Annotated in this window: 17 protein-coding genes; 8 read left to right on the forward strand and 9 right to left on the reverse strand. The window is 64.3% G+C overall.

The window, feature by feature from the left end:
• Positions 1-2 precede the first annotated feature (2 nt).
• Together DK366_RS15060 and DK366_RS15065 are read left to right on the forward strand one after the other, a co-directional pair.
• Positions 3-1,460 carry an efflux transporter outer membrane subunit gene (locus DK366_RS15060; protein WP_109126381.1) on the forward strand — a complete coding sequence of 486 codons (1,458 nt, stop codon included), beginning with the start codon at positions 3-5 and terminating at the stop codon, positions 1,458-1,460.
• Positions 1,461-1,547: 87 nt separating this feature from the next.
• Positions 1,548-1,763, forward strand: coding sequence for a DUF3820 family protein (locus DK366_RS15065; RefSeq protein WP_109126382.1), 216 nt, complete (start codon positions 1,548-1,550; stop codon positions 1,761-1,763).
• Here DK366_RS15065 and DK366_RS15070 read toward each other — a convergent pair.
• Both DK366_RS15070 and DK366_RS15075 read right to left on the reverse strand, forming a co-directional pair.
• Positions 1,760-2,542 (reverse strand): alpha/beta hydrolase, encoded by a 783-nt coding sequence (locus DK366_RS15070; protein WP_157956566.1) that lies wholly within the window; start codon positions 2,540-2,542, stop codon positions 1,760-1,762. The genes DK366_RS15065 and DK366_RS15070 overlap by 4 nt on opposite strands.
• 122 nt (positions 2,543-2,664) lie before the next feature.
• Positions 2,665-3,282 (reverse strand): TetR-like C-terminal domain-containing protein, encoded by a 618-nt coding sequence (locus tag DK366_RS15075; protein WP_109126384.1) that lies wholly within the window; start codon positions 3,280-3,282, stop codon positions 2,665-2,667.
• A 165-nt stretch (positions 3,283-3,447) separates the two neighbouring features.
• On the opposite strand from DK366_RS15075, the gene DK366_RS15080 reads away from it, so the two are divergent.
• Both DK366_RS15080 and DK366_RS15085 read left to right on the forward strand, forming a co-directional pair.
• Positions 3,448-4,335, forward strand: a complete 888-nt coding sequence (locus DK366_RS15080; RefSeq protein WP_157956567.1) for an AraC family transcriptional regulator — start codon at positions 3,448-3,450, stop codon at positions 4,333-4,335.
• A 40-nt stretch (positions 4,336-4,375) separates the two neighbouring features.
• Positions 4,376-5,506 carry an FAD-dependent monooxygenase gene (locus tag DK366_RS15085; protein WP_198651571.1) on the forward strand — a complete coding sequence of 377 codons (1,131 nt, stop codon included), beginning with the start codon at positions 4,376-4,378 and terminating at the stop codon, positions 5,504-5,506.
• 77 nt (positions 5,507-5,583) lie between these two features.
• On the opposite strand, the gene DK366_RS15090 is transcribed toward DK366_RS15085, so the two are convergent.
• Complete coding sequence (locus DK366_RS15090) at positions 5,584-5,868, reverse strand: hypothetical protein (protein ID WP_109126386.1); 285 nt, start codon at positions 5,866-5,868, stop codon at positions 5,584-5,586.
• A 258-nt stretch (positions 5,869-6,126) separates the two neighbouring features.
• On the opposite strand from DK366_RS15090, the gene DK366_RS15095 reads away from it, so the two are divergent.
• On the forward strand, positions 6,127-7,125 hold the full coding sequence (locus DK366_RS15095; protein WP_157956568.1) for an alpha/beta hydrolase: 999 nt from the start codon (positions 6,127-6,129) through the stop codon (positions 7,123-7,125).
• Between the two features lie 52 nt (positions 7,126-7,177).
• On the opposite strand, the gene DK366_RS15100 is transcribed toward DK366_RS15095, so the two are convergent.
• The 3 genes from DK366_RS15100 to DK366_RS21425 form a co-directional block, all read right to left on the reverse strand.
• The gene (locus DK366_RS15100; protein ID WP_109126388.1) at positions 7,178-7,957 is read right to left on the reverse strand and encodes an SGNH/GDSL hydrolase family protein; all 780 of its coding nucleotides are present in this window, start codon (positions 7,955-7,957) and stop codon (positions 7,178-7,180) included.
• 89 nt (positions 7,958-8,046) lie between these two features.
• The gene (locus DK366_RS15105) at positions 8,047-10,242 is read right to left on the reverse strand and encodes a TonB-dependent siderophore receptor (RefSeq protein ID WP_109126389.1); all 2,196 of its coding nucleotides are present in this window, start codon (positions 10,240-10,242) and stop codon (positions 8,047-8,049) included.
• A 196-nt stretch (positions 10,243-10,438) separates the two neighbouring features.
• The gene (locus tag DK366_RS21425) at positions 10,439-10,582 is read right to left on the reverse strand and encodes a hypothetical protein (RefSeq protein ID WP_198651572.1); all 144 of its coding nucleotides are present in this window, start codon (positions 10,580-10,582) and stop codon (positions 10,439-10,441) included.
• A 183-nt stretch (positions 10,583-10,765) separates the two neighbouring features.
• On the opposite strand from DK366_RS21425, the gene DK366_RS15110 reads away from it, so the two are divergent.
• Positions 10,766-11,014, forward strand: coding sequence for a hypothetical protein (locus DK366_RS15110; RefSeq protein WP_109126390.1), 249 nt, complete (start codon positions 10,766-10,768; stop codon positions 11,012-11,014).
• On the opposite strand, the gene DK366_RS15115 is transcribed toward DK366_RS15110, so the two are convergent.
• On the reverse strand, positions 10,980-11,849 hold the full coding sequence (locus DK366_RS15115) for an AraC family transcriptional regulator (RefSeq protein ID WP_109126391.1): 870 nt from the start codon (positions 11,847-11,849) through the stop codon (positions 10,980-10,982). The genes DK366_RS15110 and DK366_RS15115 overlap by 35 nt on opposite strands.
• A gap of 163 nt (positions 11,850-12,012) precedes the next feature.
• On the opposite strand from DK366_RS15115, the gene DK366_RS15120 reads away from it, so the two are divergent.
• Entirely contained in the window at positions 12,013-12,879 is an 867-nt protein-coding gene (locus DK366_RS15120; RefSeq protein ID WP_109126421.1) for an isocitrate lyase/phosphoenolpyruvate mutase family protein, read from the forward strand.
• 2 nt (positions 12,880-12,881) lie between these two features.
• Here the strand turns inward: DK366_RS15120 and DK366_RS15125 are convergent, their stop codons facing one another.
• Positions 12,882-13,796 (reverse strand): LysR family transcriptional regulator, encoded by a 915-nt coding sequence (locus DK366_RS15125; RefSeq protein ID WP_198651573.1) that lies wholly within the window; start codon positions 13,794-13,796, stop codon positions 12,882-12,884.
• A gap of 95 nt (positions 13,797-13,891) precedes the next feature.
• Between DK366_RS15125 and DK366_RS15130 the strand changes: the two genes are divergently transcribed.
• Positions 13,892-14,746 carry an aldo/keto reductase family oxidoreductase gene (locus DK366_RS15130; RefSeq protein ID WP_109126392.1) on the forward strand — a complete coding sequence of 285 codons (855 nt, stop codon included), beginning with the start codon at positions 13,892-13,894 and terminating at the stop codon, positions 14,744-14,746.
• Positions 14,747-14,827: 81 nt separating this feature from the next.
• Here DK366_RS15130 and DK366_RS15135 read toward each other — a convergent pair whose 3' ends face one another.
• Positions 14,828-15,115: a hypothetical protein gene (locus DK366_RS15135; protein WP_109126393.1), complete on the reverse strand. Its 288-nt coding sequence runs from the start codon at positions 15,113-15,115 to the stop codon at positions 14,828-14,830.
• Positions 15,116-15,273 lie beyond the last annotated feature (158 nt).

The raw sequence follows: 15,273 nt of genomic DNA on the forward strand, positions 1-15,273 counted from the left end.
TCATGATGCATACCTATCGCTTTCGCACGCTGGCGGTGGCCACGGTACTCTCGCTGCTCACCGGCTGCATGGTCGGCCCCAACTACAAGGGCACGCCCGATGTGGCGGGCGCTTCGTCGCAAGAAGCGTTTCATCGCGCAGGCCATCTGGCCGCGGGCACGCCGGTGGCTGCGTGGTGGAAAGGACTGGGCGATCTGCAGCTCAACCAGTTGATCGATGACGCGTTCGCTGCCAGCCCCGACCTGCAGGTGGCCGAGGCCAAGTTGCAGCAGTCGCGCGCCAGCCTGCGCAAATCCCGCGACGATCTTCTGCCCAGCACTGGTGCCAGCGCGCTCTACATGAAGAGCAAGGGCCTCACCAATGCGTTGGGCGGGTCGCAGCAAGGCAGCGGCGACAGCGGCGGCCAAAGTTCGTCGGACACCATGGCGTTCTACGACGTCGGTTTCGATGCGACGTGGGAGATCGATCTGTTCGGCGGGCAGCGCCGCGCTATCGAAGGTGCGCGTGCCCGTGAAGCCAGCGCCGTCGCAAACCTGGACGATGCCAAGGTCACCCTGGCGGCCGAGGTCGCCGACGCGTACGTGAGCCTGCGTGAGCTGCAGCAGCGCATGGATCTCGCGCAGCGGAACGTGGAGATCCAGACCCGCACGCTCGCTTTGGAGAAAGCGCGCCGCGCCGGCGGCTCCGCCTCGGACCTCGACGTGGAACGCTTGAATCATCAGCTGGAAAGCACGCGTGCGGATGCCATTCCCTTGCAGGCGCAGATCGCCGAGCAACTGGATCGCCTGGCCATTCTCACCGGCCGTCTTCCCGGTCAGCTGGACAGCCAGCTGGCCATGCACGCGGCGCTGCCGATGCCGCCCGAGCGCGGCGAGGTGGGCGCTCCCGCGGCCATGCTGCGTCGTCGCCCGGACATTCGCGCGGCCGAACAAAGCCTGGTGGAGAAGAACGCGCTGGTGGGTCAGCGCACGGCGGATTTCTTTCCCAAGGTCGAGCTGTTCGGCACGATTGGTTACGGCGCGCCGCAATCGGGCGGCCTGTTCAACAGCGACAACCTGACCTATGTGGCGGTGCCGGTGCTGCAATGGAAGCCGTTCGATTTCGGCCGCACACGCGCCAATATCAACGAGGCCAAGGGCGAGTACGCGCAGGCCATCGCGACGTACAAGAAGACCGTGCTAGGCGCCCTGCAGGACGCGGAAACCTCGCTGGCGCGCTTTGGCCACCAGCGCGAAAGCGTGGACAGCCTGAGCGGTGTGCTGGCCTCGGCGGATCGCGCGGCCCGCATGACGGACATCCGCGCACAGGGTGGCACGGCGACCACGCTGGATCAGCTGGATGCGGAGCGTCAGCGCGTCACGGCGCAGACCAGTCTTCTTCAGGCGCGTGCCGACCTGACGCGCGACTACATCGCGTTGCAAAAGAGCCTGGGGCTGGGTTGGGCGCCAACGGATGGCTGATGCCATGCGTTCGCCGCGCGTGGCTGCGTGGTACAAGTCGCCCGGCATTGAACGCAGCACACGCTGTCCGCCGAAGGTTGCTCGCCCGTGAAACCCGAAGATCTCCAGCGACTGGTCACCATGACCATGCCGTACGGCAAATATCAGGGACGCCTGATCGCCGACCTTCCCGGTGCCTATCTCGCCTGGTTTGCGCGCAAGGGCTTTCCGCCGGGCGATCTGGGCAACCTGCTTGCACTGGCGCTGGAGCTTGATCACAACGGCTTGAAGCCGTTGCTCGATCCGCTGAGAAAAAAGCGCTAGCCGGCGATCAGTTTTCCGGCGAAGGCTGCAAAGGCCGCGCTTACATCCGCCGGATTGTCGATCCACGGAAAGTGGCCGGCATCGGCAATGGCGCGTACGAGCACGTTGGGCGTATTGAACTCGGCGGCGGACCATGCGCGCTGGCTCACGATGCGATCGCATGTGCCGTACAGGCGCAACACCGGCACGTGCGTGGGCCACCACGTGGCCTTGTACACATGATCGAAGTGCGCGTCGGACCATGCCACGGCGTCGGCGTTGTACGGCATGCGGGCAAGCAGGGCGCGTCCCGCTTCCAGGGCGGCTGGTGTGAAGTTCCATTCGGCGGACGTCACGGCCAGCGTCGTCAGGTTGTCGATGGACGGGTGCTGCGTGTACTGGATCAACGCGTGCTCGAACGCCGGCAAGGGATCGGCTTGCGTCATGGCGATGTATTCCGGGTGCCATGAACTGTCCGGCGCCGTGTCGAGTAGTGCGATACCTTGCACGAGGTCACCCAATGCCGGCGTCGACAACAGATACATGCCGCCGGTGGAGTGACCCACATACACGGCATGAGGCACGGCCTGGGCTGCTTCCACCAGCACTTGCGGCCACTGCGCGTAAGGGTCGCGCTGCTGCGTCGTGTTCGAACCATCGCCGGGCAGGTCGATGAGCCAGATGGAACCCGGTACGTGCAGGGCGTCGGCAAGTTCGATCAGGCTTTCCGAGCCAATGCCCGGACCGCCCGGCAGCAACAGCCAGTTCAGGCTTCCGGGCCGGGTCGAGTGAAGACGCATGCGAACCCCGGACGGGGTGTAGCGGGTTTCCATCATGGGGTTCCTGCGGATTGAAGCCGGGCATTGTGATGGGCGAATGCCGTCGAGGCTTTTCAAATCGCCCGTCCCGTCGCGGGCTGGCTTCAGGCGTCGCGTGCCACCTTGGCGGGCGCCAGTTCGTTCCTGTCGGCCGTGGCGAGCATGGCTTCCAGCAGTGCGTCGGTCGTGGTGCCTTCCGGGGCAATCCTGAGCAGGCCTTTTAGACGTCCATCCAGTTGCAGCATGGTGAAGCCGTGGATCAACGCCCAACCGCCGAGGATCTTGCCCAGCTGCTCCACCGTCGGATGGTCCACCGGTGTCTCGCTGGCGCCGGCAAGAAGTCCAAGGGCCTGCATGCGCGCTTCCTGTAGCGAGGGATTGGTGGGGTCGAGCCGGTCGGAGCGGAACATCAGCTGGAAGAGGGCGGGGTTTTCGGTGGCGAACGCGAGATAGGCGCGTGCGCCATCCCAGCGTCGTGAATCGGTGGCCTGTGTGGCGGACTTCAACTGCGCGCCGAAGCGGCGAAAACCCTCGGCGGCCAATTCGCTGAGCAGACCGGAGAGATCGCCGAAATGGTGGGCCGGCGCGGCATGCGACACACCGGCCTCGCGGGCGGCGGCGCGCAGGGTGAGGGCGGCCAGTCCGTCGCGCTGCAGGATGGTCTCGGCAGCAGCGAGTAGCCCTTCTTTCAGGGCGCCGTGATGGTACGGGGTCGTTTTCATGGGGCAATCTTACCAGTGTAAAAATAAATGTTGACAATGACTTGGCATTGCCGCATCCTATCTTTACATCGTAAAGATATAGGGCAGCCCCATGCGGCTGCCGCCAGCGACACAAGGAATCCCATCAACTTTCCCGTCCGGCCGACATCGCCGGGGAGTACCGACATGTCCAGCGCTGCCGCCCACCGCCCGAGCCTTCCGCAAGCACCGGTCCTGCATCCACTCGTCCCCGCCATGGGCCAGCCTTCGGCCCGGGTGTTGCACTACCAGGCCGGGCAGGTGAGCGATCCCATCGAGGCGCCCGATGGCGCCGTGGCGTTGCGCTTTCCCTTCGGCACCTGCCGTATCGCCGCGCACGCGAATGACCGATGGACGTATTGCGGCGAAGCCGCTGCTGGCTATGCGCACGCCGCCCCGCCCCGCCAACCGGTGCGCACGGAATGGTCGAGCGATGGCGAGGAAATCCTCCTGATCGTGCCTCACGACTACTGGCGCGAGAACATTTCCGCGCGCATGCGCAGTTTTCTCGCGCGCGGCGTGCCACGTCGGCATCGGGATGCGGTGCTGCATCAGCTGCTGCGATTGCTGGTGCAGGCAACGATGGACGATGGACAAAGTTCCTACGCCGCGCAGCTGACCGAAGCAGTGCTGATGCGTAGCGCCATGCTCTGCGCCGATGTGCCGCCGCGTGCACGTGTGGAACGCCGGCACCAGGCATTGCCCGCGTTTCGCATGGCGCGCACGAAGCACTACGTGCAGCAACATCTTTCCGGTCCGGTGACGCTCAACGACATGGCGACGGCAGCGGGCATCTCGCCGATGCATTTCGCCGCGCAATTTCGCGAGGCGACCGGCAAGCGGCCGCACGACTACCTGCTGGAACAACGCATTCATCGCGCCAAGGAGCTGATGGAAACCAGGCACCTCTCGCTCTACGACGTCGCCGTGGCCACGGGCTTCAACACGCAGGCGCACTTCTGCACCGTGTTCAAGCGCTTTGCCGGCACCACGCCCGGCCAATGGCGCATGCGCTTCGACGACATGGCCGCCTGAGCCGTACACCCATCCCCTTCAAATATCGCGAGCAACCATCATGATTCGAAACGTACTCATCTCGGGCGCCGGCGTTGCCGGCCTGGCGCTGGCTTACTGGCTGGACAAGGCGGGTTTCGAAACGACCATCGTCGAAGTGAATCCGGCGTTCCGTCGTGGCGGCCAGGCCATCGACATTCGCGGCGTCGCCCTGGACGTGGTGAAGGCCATGGGTCTGCTGGACAAGGCGGACGCGCTGCGTACGCGCAACAGGGGCATGTCCATGCTCGACAAAAACGGCGAGGAGACCGAACGCACCGAAGAGCGCACGTTCAGTGCGGGCCGGCTCGACAGCGATGACATCGAACTCTTCCGCGATGATCTGTGCGAACTGCTGATGGGTGCATTAAGCGAGCGCGTGACGATGGTCTATGGCGACAGCATCACGGCGCTGGCGGAACAGGGTGATCAGGTGGAGGTGAGCTTCGCCAGCGGCAACCGTCGCGTGTTCGACCTGGTGGTGGGCGCCGATGGCGTGTATTCACGCACGCGCAAGCTGTGGTTCAACGACGAGGCCTCGGTGGTCAACAACCTTGGCGTGGTGCTGGCGCTGTTCACCACGCCGAACTTCATCGACCTGCAGCACTGGCAGCTGATTCACCGCAGCGAAACCGCCGGCTACGTGGTGTATCCAAGCCTGGACCAGAAGGAGCTGCGCGTCTCCGTGGGTTTTGCCACCGAGGGCGTCGGCGTGCCGCGTGGCGATGTCGCCGCGCAGAAGGCCATGGTGGCATCGAAGTGCGAAGGCCTTGGCGGTGACGTACCGGCCTTCGTGCAGGCCATGCAGTGTACCGACCAGTTCTACTACAACGAGCTGGCGCAGATCCGCATGCCGGCGTGGTCGAAGGGGCGGGTGGTGCTGGTGGGCGACGCGGCCCATTGCGCGTCGCCGTTCTCCGGGCAGGGCACGAGCCTGGCGCTGGTCGGTGCACTGGTGTTGGCGCGGGAACTGGCGCGTCACCCGGACAACCTCGATGCGGCGTTTGCCGCCTACGAGGAACGCATGCGCCCCTACGTGCTGATGAATCAGGACATGGTGGACCTGACGCGCCGCGGCCACATCCCTGATGATGTGCTGACGCGTTCGAAGTTCGGCATCGACCTGGGCGACTTGTTGCAGGAAGTGGCGTAACGCCACTTCCGAGTCGCGCAAAAGGAAAGCCCGGCGTGGAGGGAACGCCGGGCTTGCCCTGGGGGGATGTGTTGCGGTCAGTCGTTGCGGTTGGCGACATTCGCGGCCAGGCGCAATTCGCGATTGGCTTCGGCCAGCAGCTCTTTCGCACGCGCGGCATGGCCGCCCAGCTGGTCTTCGTTGGCGGCCTGCGCGTTGCCGACGTACTGATAGGCAGCCACGATGTTTTCCTGCGCATGACGCAGGTTGCCGTGGCGCTGGCCGATATCAACGAACGGGCCACCTTCCTGGGCGACGGCAACGGTACCCGCGGCGCAGGCGGCCAGCATGGCGGCGCCGATCAAAACAGACTTCATCTTCATCTTCGTTTCCTGGTCTACGGGGCCGACATGGCCGCCTTGGAACACAGGCTACCCACCGGGACCGGACGAGCTTTTCGAACGACCACGCCGGTTTGCCAAAACGCAGGATTCGAAGCCGTTCGGCGGTTTCGATCAGGGGTGGCACCGCGCACGCCGTGCGATTTGGCAATGAAGCGGTGAACTCGCAAATGCCGTGCGACAACGCAGGAGATCATGTGTCTTTGGCACGGGCCACCACGGCCCGACGAGGGAGCGCACATGCGAGGCACGGCGAACAAATCGGCGCGTTCGAGTGTGGGAAGGCAGCGAGCCACGGAGCGCCTGATCGCGGCGCTGCTGTTTGCGCTGGCCGCTACGCTCGCGTGGGGCTCCGGACACGCGCAGGATGCGACATGCCAGACCGCACTGGCCATCAACGCGTCGCTGCAGCAGAAGATCATCGCCACGCGTGCAGGCCCCATGGCGTACTACCGCTTTGGCCACGGCAAGCCACTGCTGCTGGTGACCGGTTATCGCGCCACCATCTCGGAGTGGAACGCTGCCTTCCTCCAGGCACTGGCGACACAGCACGATGTGATCGTGCTGGAAAATCCCGGCGTAGGACGCTCGCGTGCCGATCACGTGCCTGAAACCATGGAAGGCATGGCGGATACCGTAAGCGACTTCATTGATGCCATGGGTCTTCGTCGCATCGATGTGCTGGGCTGGTCCATGGGCGGCATGATTGCCCAGCAACTCGCGCTGGATCATCCGCATCAGGTGGCGTCGCTGGTGCTGATCAGCACCACGCCACCGGGCAGCAAGGCCGTCCCTGTGTCCGATGCAGTGACCAAGACCTTGTCCGGCCAATCGCCATCGCCGTTCGAGGACATCATGGGTGTGTTGTTTCCACCGGATGCACGGGCACAGGCCATACGCTGCTTCCGGCAGGACATGTTCCGTCCAGGCGACTACGGTGATGTCAGCGTCGACACGCGCACCGCCGAGGCGCAATCGCGTGCGATGAACACGTGGTGGCATGACGAGCGCGCCGCCGGCTCCCTTGCACGTTTGAGCATGCCCACGCTGGTAATGGTGGGCGCAAAGGACGACGTCCTGTCGGCCGACAATTCCCGTGAGCTCGCGAAGATGTTGCCCCACGCCACGCTGGACGAATCCGCCGATGGCGGGCACGCCGAGATGTATCAGTACCCCGTGGCGATGGCGGGGCGGATCAACCGCTTCCTGTTGGATACGGCGCACCGCTGGGAGCGGTGATCGCCACGAACGAACGCAGGGTGCTCGTTGAAGGCAGGGAAAACGAAAGGCTTCAGGGCGACGCGTCCTTGATGGCCGTTTCGGCCAACGGCTCCATCACCTTGTAACCCTTCAGCGTGGGATGCACGCCGTCACCGGCGAGGCCTTCCTTCATGCCGCCCTGGGGTGTGGCCATGGCGCCGTAGTAGTCCACGTAGGTCAGGTCGTTGCGTGCGGCGTAGTCCCGTATCCACGCGTTGAGCGCCTTGATGTTGTCGACAGGCTGCAGGGCGGGACGCCAGGGGAAGCGCGCAGCCGGTGGAATCGACGCAAGAATCACTGCGATGCCGTGCGCCTTCGCCAGCTCTGCCATGGAGGCGATGTTGCCTTCCACCTGCCCCAGGGTGACCGGGCCTGTATTGCCAGCCACGTCGTTGGTGCCGGCCATGATATGCACGGCCTGCGGGTGCAGCTCGATCACGTCCTGACGGAAACGCAGCAGCATCTGCGAGGTGGTCTGTCCGCTGATCCCGCGATCGACCTTGCCGTCGGTGAAGAACGACGGGTCCTGCTTGCCCCAGAATTCGGTGATGGAATCGCCCATGAAGACCACGCGCGGCGACTCGCCCTGCTTCGTCAGTTGGGCGTTCTGCGGGCGGTATTGGCAGAGCTTGCCGAAGTCGCGCGCCAGAATGTACGTCGCCCACTGCCCGGCGGGCACCTGTTCGGGTGTCTTCTCGGTCGCGCAGGGATCGGCGACGATGCCTGCCGTGTCATCCTGCGCGTTGACCTGCATGGACGGCATGCCGAGCAGGGACGTAAGGACGGCGGAGAGCAGCCAACGAACAGTCATACGAAGGTCCTGTGTTGCGGGCATCAAGGATGGCGAAGGCATGGGCCATCGCCATCCCCAATGTTACGCGCAACCGCGCATGCCCGACGTCACAAATCCGCGTGCACGCTCACGAACGCGCTGCGCGGTTCGCCGACCAGCGCGCCTGCACCGTTGGCGGCCACGAACCAGCGGCGGTCGGTGAGGTTGCGCACGTTCAGGTCCACACCCCACACCGAGGCCTGATAGCCAATCACCCCATTCCATATAACCGACGACGGGATGCTGTTCGTGTTGGTCAGGTCGCTGTAGCTCTTGTCCTGGTAGTTCACGCCGCCGCCCACGCGGAAGCCGTTGATACCGGCCACGGAAAAACGATACGTGCTCCACAGGTTGCCGAGGAAGTTCGGCGCGCCTTGCGGTCGATGACCCACGGAGGTGATGCCTTGCGGGTTGTCGGTAATCACGGCGTCCTGGCTGGTGGCGTTGGCGATCAGGTGCCATTGGTCGGTGAGGGCGGCATCCAGCGACGCTTCTTCGCCGCGCGTTTTCTGGCTGTCGAACACCACGGCTTCCACGCCGTTGATGGTGGTGGCCGCTGCCACGTTGTCGCGCTTCACGTTGAAGGCGGCGGTGTTGAGCACGAGACGATCGTCCAGCCACGCGAACTTGATACCCGCTTCGACCTGCAGCGCCGATTCGGGGGCGCCCACGCCGTTCTGGGTATTCTCGGAGTTGAAATTGGCGAGATGGCTGCGCGAGACGCCAGCGTAAGGCGACATCCACGAAGTGAGCTTGTACAGCGCGCCGATATTCCAGCTCACGGGTGAATCGTTGCGCGTGTCTTCCACACCGGCCAGCAGCGGCTTGCCATCGGTGCCGAAGCGACCGGGAACGGTGATGCGCGGCGTGAGCGAGGTATCCCACCAGTCCTGTCGCACGCCAGCACGGACCTTGAATGCGTCGGTGACGTCGAGCTGGTCGGTGGCGTAGAGGCTGGTGTAGTTCGCGCGCAGGCGGTCGTCGTCGCAGGAGTGTTTCGCGTCGCACTTGAAGATGACATCGGCCAGCGACATTTCCGGCGGCACCGGCGCGAACGCATCGATGATGTTCGGCAGGTCCGCGGTGGTGCGTTCCGTCGACAGGTGCTGGTTCTGGTATTCGAACCCGGTCAGCAGCGTGTGGTTCACGCTGCCCGTGGCGAATTTCCACACGGGTTCCAGCTGGTAGTCGATGGCATCGGTGGTGTCGTCCTCGTCGCGCAGCTGGCGGTTCACCACTTCACCGTTGGTGACCTTGGTGCTGGCGCTGTCGCCGTTCACGATGGCATCGAGCGTGCGGTGCAGGTAGGAAAGTCGGTTGTTGATGGTCAGCACATCGCTCAGCGTCCACTGGTCGACGAGCGTGGGTCGCACGAAGTCCGAATGCGCGCTGGTGAAGGGCGAGGAATACAGCGCATTGAGGGACACGTGCTTCAGCGGCGTGCCATCGAAATAGATGATGCCGTACGAATCGGGCGTCTCGTGGATGTTGCGTGCGTCGACGGCAAAGTCGGTGACGTGGTCACCCCAGGTCCAGCGTAGGGATGGCCGCACTTCATAGTCATGGCTGTGCAGGTCGCGGAAACCATCAACGTGGGAGAACGTGGCGTCGACGCGGTAATCCAGCCCGTTCACGCCGGTGGGTCCGGTGATGTAGTCGCTGTTGTTCAGTGTGCCGAACGAGCCGTATTGCAGGCTGGCGCCGTAGTGGAACGTGGACACGGGCGCGTAGTGCACGATGTTGATGGTGCCGCCCGGCGGGCCGCTGCCAAACAACGCGGAACCGGGGCCTTCAAGAATCTCCACGCGTTCCACGCCGTTGAGCGAATGTGACAGGCCGCCCAGTTGATCGCCGTCGGAGAACCCGTCGCTGTAGACCTGTGCATTGAGGCCGCGTATCAGGAAATGGTCGAAGTAACCTTTGGAATCCTGTCCGCCCGCGTTGACGCCGCTGGCGTTGCTCACCACGTCGCGCAACATGGTGGCGCCCTGTTCGGACATCAGCGCGCGTGGAATCACCTGCACGCTGGCGGGCAGATCCTCGAGCCTGGTGCCGGTCTTGCCCAGCGCAGGCGCGAGGTTGGGGTTGTTCGTGCGGTTGTTCTGGTCGTACGGCACCACGCCCTGCACGGTGACGGGAGTGAGCGTGGGCGCGTCCTGCGCCTGCGTGGAGGTGGCGAGCGTGCAGCCCAGCGACAGCGCGATGGAAACGCTAAGGCTTAAGGGGCGAGGGCGGGCGCCAGTGGCGGCTGGGTGGTGCGGCATGAGGTTTCCCTTGTGGCGGCGCAATCCTCAACGCGAAGTAATTGAGAATCACTTTCATTTATTGCGCCGTGAGTGCCGCTGCGGGCACCAAGGGTTTAATCGCAAGAAAGCACGCCCATAAGGCACAAAAAAGCCCGGCGCGGCGAAGTTCATCGCGCGTGCCGGGCTAGTGAACGTCCCTGTGTGTACCGCTGTATCAACCGCTGGCTTTGGATTGCGCATCACGCAGTTTCTGCGCGCATTCCTCGCAACACACTTCCACCACGCGATGGCCAATGGTCACCTGGATGGCTGAACTGTCCAGCGGGTAATCGCACACGGCGCAGGTCTTCTCACTCATGGCACGTCTCCTGGTTACCCAATGTCGGGCAGATGCAGAAGACCATGGGCCTGGCATGTGTCGCTGTCGAATTCTTTAGCGGGTTTTAGTTCGCGCCCTCAAATTTAGGATTTGTCCCATATAGACGCGAGTGGGCGATTTCTAAGCTTTCCTGCATCCCATTCACGGTTTGCAGGTAGCGTCATGTCGAACATCCAACACGCCCAACGCCGCGCGTCCGATGCGAGCCCGAACGAACGCGCCTGGGCTCGCAATGGTGGCCTGTTGTTTGCACTCGCCGCGCTGGTGGCGATGGCTGCGGCCGTCGAATGGAACGTCGGCATGATGATGCTCGATCCGCTGGTCTGGATGATGATGCTCGCCGCTGGCGCCGTAGGCCTGGTGTCTGGCTACGCGCTCAACGTGCGCGTGTATTCGCCGGCGACGGAGTGAGTGACGTCGAGCGTCGCGACGATTCACGGAATTCCGCAGGTGATCGCCCATACGCCTGCTTGAACGCACTGGCGAAATGACTGTGGCTGGAAAAGCCCAGCTCCGCTGCGAGCGCAGACAGGTCATCCACCTTGCCGAGCAAATCCAGTGCGCGCGCAAGGCGCAATTGCAGCTGGTATTGATACAGCGGCAGGCCTTCCACCTGCTTGAACACCTGCGTGAGATAGACCGGTGAGCTGCCGATCTCTGCACCGATGTCCGCCAGCGTCCAGCGGCGCGAGAGATCGCTGGAAAGCAGCATCTTCACGCGGTCGGCCAGACGACGGCGCGCGTGCGTGGAGGTGGGCGCTCGCGATGTACGCGGCCCAAGGCTGCGACACACCAGCGTCAGCGCGAGCGCTTCGGCTTCCAGCGGTTCGATGCTGCCTTGAACCAGGCTATGCCGCAGCAATGCGACCAGTGCCTGCGCGCGCGCATCGATGCGTAGCGATTGCGAGCGAAAAGTGAGTCCTTCTTCCGCGTGGACAAGCGCCTTCGGCGCGAGCTCGGCAAGCAGCGCTTCCGACAGGCTCATCGACACACAGGAATCCCCGCCATTCAGCGGATGACTGACCTGGTAGCCCTGCTGGCCGTTGAAAAACAGCACATGGTTTGCGTCGGCCACCGTCTGGTCGGAAGCCACGTGGCGCAGGTAAAGGCCGCGATAGGGAAACACCAGCTGCGTGGATGCCGCGCATTCCTCCGCGCTGCGATGGCGGCACGTGCCGGAGCAGTGCACGTCGCGCAGCGTCAGCGTGTCGGTTTTCAACAACACCTGGCTGGTGATGGTTGACATGGCCGGCGGCCTGATCCCGTGCGGGAGAGGTATCGGAGCATAACAAGCGTGCCGCCGGCGAACCTGTGCCGGCGGGCGGATAGCTAAAGATTCCGACAGCGGCCCTCGTTGGCCCGTGGTCTTCTGGACATGCCCGATGAGCGGGCACACCAAGGCCAGCCTCATGAATCACGAACAGTCCGCCCGCGCCCAGTTATTCCACCAGTTGCATGCAGGCTCCAAGCCCTTGGTGCTTCCCAATGCCTGGGATGCGGCGAGTGCGCGCGTCATCGAAACCTCCGGTGCCAAGGCCGTGGCCACCAGTAGTGCGGCCATGGCGTGGGCACTGGGCTATCCGGATGGTGAACAACTGCCGCTGGATGAATTGCTGGCTGCGTGCCGACGTATCGTCGAGGTCACCTCCGTGCCGGTAAGCGTGGATATCGAGGGCGGCTTCGGCGTCGATGCCGAGGACACCGGTGGCCTGGTTGGCGCGCTGATGCAACTGGGCGTGGTGGGTATCAACATCGAGGATGGCAAGGACCCGGTGACGGGCCAGCTCACTTCAGCGAAGCCACTGGCGCAGCGCCTGGCATGCATCCGTGCCGTCGCCGAGCATCGCGTCGTGCCACTGTTCATCAATGCGCGCACGGATACGTATCTGACGGCCGGCCTTGCTGGCGAGGCGCGTTTCAATGAAACGCTTGAACGCGCCTTGGCGTATGTGAAGGCGGGCGCGAATGGCATCTTCGTGCCGGGCCTTGCCGATGCCGCCGAGATCAAGCGGCTTGCGGCCGCGTTGCCGGTACCGCTCAACGTGTACGTGGGTTACCCCGGCGCGCCGGACGTCCAAACGTTGCAGGCGCTTGGCGTTCGCCGCATCAGCCTTGGCTGCGGCACCATGCAGGCGGTGCTGGCGCACTTGGCAAGCATCACGGAACAGGCCCTGGTGCAGGGCCGCTTCGACATCATGGGCGAGCACATGCTCACCGTGTCGCAGGCCAATGGATTGTTCGCCGCGGTATCGCCGGGCGTGCGCCGCACAGCGTGACGTTACCCAGCGTCGGACGCGTTGCGTGCCTTCACGAAATCCACGAAGGCGCGCAACGGTGTCGGCAGGTTCTGTCGCCCCGGGTAGTAGAGGAACGGACCGCTGAAAGGCTGCCACCACGGTTCGAGGATCGGTTCCAGCGCACCGGTGCGGATGTGCGGCAACAGCAGTTCTTCGTAGATGTGCACGATGCCCAGGCCGGACAGCGCGCCCTGGATCACCAGGTCAAACGCCGCACCGGGGCGTGAACGCAGCGGGCCGGTCGGGTCCACGCGCACGGTCTCATCGTCGTGTTCGAATTCCCACAACGGCGTGGCACCACTGGCGAACTGGCCGCGCAGGCAAGCGTGCGCCAGCAGTTCGCGCGGATGGGTGGGACGACCGTGCGCATCGAGGTATTCAGGCGATGCCGCCGTGGCGAAGCGCTGCACACGCGGCCCAATGGGAATGGCCACCATGTCCTGCTCGAGGCGTTCGTCGTAGCGGATGCCCGCGTCGCAACCGGCGGAAAGCACGTCGACGAAGTTGTCTTCCACCATCACGTCGACGCGGATCTGCGGATAGGCCTTCAGGAATGCCGCAAGAATCGGCGGCAGCACCGCACGGGCCACGCCCGCGGGCACGTTGAGTTTCAACGTGCCGGTGGGCGTGTCGCGAAACACGTTGAGCACATCCAGCGCCGCTTCCATTTCCGACAGCACCGGCGTGAGCCGCTCGATCAGGCGCTGGCCGGCCTCGGTGGGCGCCACGCTGCGGGTGGTGCGGTTGAGCAGGCGAACATCGAGCGCGGCCTCCAGCCGACGCACTGCCACGCTGAGTCCGGAGGCGGAAACCCCGCTGGCGCGGGCGGCGTCACGGAAGCCGCCCGCCCGGGCGACGGCAAGGAAGGCGGCGAGATCGTTGAATTCCATGGCCATTGTGCAAATTTTCACACAGCCCGTGCGAATTGGCATGGATTCTCTAACGGGCCATTCGGGCGCACAGTGGTTGTCACCCCCACGAGGACATCGACATGACGCAACCCATGAAGACCTTTCCCTTCGCCGGCCACGCGGTGAACCGCATGGGCTACGGCGCCATGCAGCTGGCCGGCCCCGGCGTGTTCGGCCCGCCGAAAGACCATGCTGCTGCGCTCGCCGTGCTGCGCGAAGCGGTGGCTTCGGGCGTGAACCACATCGACACCAGCGACTTCTACGGCCCGCACGTCACCAACCGGGTGATACGCGAGGCGCTGCATCCGTATGCCAGGGATCTGCTTATCGTCACCAAGGTCGGCGCCTTTCGTGGCGACGATGCATCGTGGCAACCGGCGCAGGAGCCGGCCGATATCGAACGCGCCGTGCACGACAACCTGAAGAACCTCGGTCTCGACGTGCTCGACGTGGTGAACATGCGCGTCATGGGTGATGTGCACGCGCCGAAGGAAGGTTCCATCGCCAGGCAGATCGACGCGCTGGCGGAACTGCAGCGCAAGGGCCTGGTGCGCCATGTGGGCCTGAGCAACGTGACGTCGGCGCAGGTGGCCGAAGCGCAGCGCATCACCGAAATCGTCTGCGTGCAGAACCACTACAACGTGGTGCACCGCGAGGATGACGCACTGGTGGACGAACTGGCCGCCCAGGGCATTGCCTATGTGCCCTTCTTCCCGTTGGGCGGCTTCACGCCGATCCAGTCGTCCGGGCTGTCGGACCTCGCCGCTTCGCTGGGCGCCACGCCCATGCAGGTGGCACTGGCCTGGCTGCTCCATCGCTCGCCGAATATCCTGCTGATTCCCGGCACGTCTTCCGTGGCCCATCTGCGTGAAAACCTCAAGGCGGCGGAGCTGGTGTTGCCGCCGGAGGTGCTGGACAAGCTCGACGCGCTCTAAGAAACGCCAGCCTCAAACAATGGCAAACGCCCGCTCGTCGAGAGCGGGCGTTTTCGTTGTCGGCACCATGGTGTCGCGGACTTACCAGTGATTGCGGTTGGACACGTCCGCGGCCAGGCGCAGCTCTTCATCGGCCTGCGTCAGCAGGGCCTTGGCGCGGGCGGCGTGGCCACCGAGACGGTCGTCGTTGTCGATCTGCGCGTCGCTCACCAGCTGCCAGGCCTGCACGATGTTTTCCTGGGCGTTACGCAGATTGCCGTGGCGATAGCCGATGTCCACGACCGGGCCGCCTTCCTGCGCCATGGTGACGAACGGGGCAGCCACCGCAGCGGCCATGGCGATACCGACGATCATTGCTTTGATGTTCATGACAAGCCTCCAGAAGTTTGAAGTGGGTTGCGTCATGCAGAGAGGATCAGTGCATGGGAGGTATCTTCCTCCGCTGCCCTGGCGCCTTCTTTCCCATACGCATGGCCTTTTCCAAAAGGCACGATGCGGCCTCCCCGGGCGGCTGCTGTTATGGTGCG

The sequence above is a fragment of the Dyella sp. C11 genome, assembly GCF_003121485.1.
Lineage (GTDB): Bacteria > Pseudomonadota > Gammaproteobacteria > Xanthomonadales > Rhodanobacteraceae > Dyella.